Here is a 1,438-nt window from a genome sequence, read left to right on the forward strand (position 1 = left end):
GGCCTAAACGACAGGATGTGTTGGTGAGGTTGGATGGTTAGCTGGTCTGGCGTGCTGGTATTAGGATGATTTCACTTATCCGGAGGGATACCCCAGTCTCGGGCCGGAAATACTGCCGGGGAAGTGCCGGTGTGCTAGCTGCCTAGGTTCACGATGAGAGGATGAGTAAGAATCATCCTCGATGCCCCGTCTGTAGCAGGGTGTGCATCAAATACGGAACGACAAGTACTGGTCGCCAACGATGGCGATGCCGCACTTGCAAGGCCACTTTCACCCGCACCAATGACGACGCAGTTCAAGCAAAATGGTTTCGCCTTTTCATCTCGTGGCTCATGTCAGGCCACAGCCTGACAGAGACAGCTAAGACCTGCGGAGTTTCATCACGAACTCTGCAACGCCGGTTCAAAACGTTCTGGCTTATCCAACCTCCCCGAAGCGTTGATAAGCAGCGAATCTACGATCAAATCTTCATCGACGGCACCTACTTCAACACCAAGTGCCTTGTCGTGGCTGCTGACTCCTGCCATGTCATCAACTGGTTCTGGTGCACTAAGGAATCCTCCTGGTCATACATGCGCCTGCTGGACGAACTAGCCCCACCACAACTGGTGACCTGTGATGGGGATTCCGGAGGACTTAAAGCACTACGCCGCCTGTGGCCTGATACCCCGGTTCAACGCTGCATTGTCCACGTCAAACGCAACATTCAACGCGCCACAGGCCTGCACCCCACCTCGCTGATGGGCAAAGCACTGCGACGGCTTTCCTTCGAACTGCTAGCCGTTACCAACCTAGATGAAGCAGCCGAATGGACTGCCAAGCTACACCAATTCGGCACTGTATTTAGCACCCAGCTCAAAGCCAGAACTTACGTCAAAGACGTCCCTTTCGAGCAGATTCCTAAATCCAAACGTGGCAACAAAAAATGGTGGTACACCCACGATGTTCACCGCGGAATCTACCTACAGCTGAAGAAAATGAGTCAACACGGACACCTCTTTGCCTACCTCACCCAAGCTAAAGAAGGCCAACGCTTAGAGCGCACAACCAACAGCCTGGAAGGCGGAGTGAACTCGCAAATCAAGAAACTGATGCACGCCCACCGAGGACTGCGCGACGAGCAACAACGCATCGCCTGTGACTGGTGGCTGTACTTACACACGCAGCTGCCTGACGACCCCGTAGAAATCGCCAGGCAGCAAAACTGGGGCCAGGACGCACTCGCCAAAGCACAAACCCTAGCCGACCAGGAAACACAAGCCACCAGCGGCCATGAAGACGGCCGACCAGCAACCTACGACAGCGCCATCGACACTGCCTACAACCACTCTATGGGAATACGTAAAGGTCACATACGCTAAACCCCAACCCCCACCAACACAATCTGTCGTTTAACTCGACACGCCGGAAAACAACACGTTTTGTCGTTTAGGCCGGT

Annotated in this window: 1 protein-coding gene; it reads left to right on the forward strand. The window is 54.2% G+C overall.

Going from position 1 to position 1,438, the window contains the following annotated elements:
* Positions 1–161: 161 nt before the first annotated feature.
* Complete coding sequence (locus HMPREF2792_RS00395) at positions 162–1,361, forward strand: IS1249 family transposase (protein WP_070529957.1); 1,200 nt, start codon at positions 162–164, stop codon at positions 1,359–1,361.
* Positions 1,362–1,438 lie beyond the last annotated feature (77 nt).

Origin of the sequence: Corynebacterium sp. HMSC068H04, assembly GCF_001811255.1 — a bacterium.
Lineage (GTDB): Bacteria > Actinomycetota > Actinomycetes > Mycobacteriales > Mycobacteriaceae > Corynebacterium > Corynebacterium hesseae.

Bases quoted from the DNA above. Each gene is read 5' to 3' on its own strand.
- HMPREF2792_RS00395 (WP_070529957.1), top strand. From the start codon at position 162: ATGAGTAAGAATCATCCTCGATGCCCCGTCTGTAGCAGGGTGTGCATC.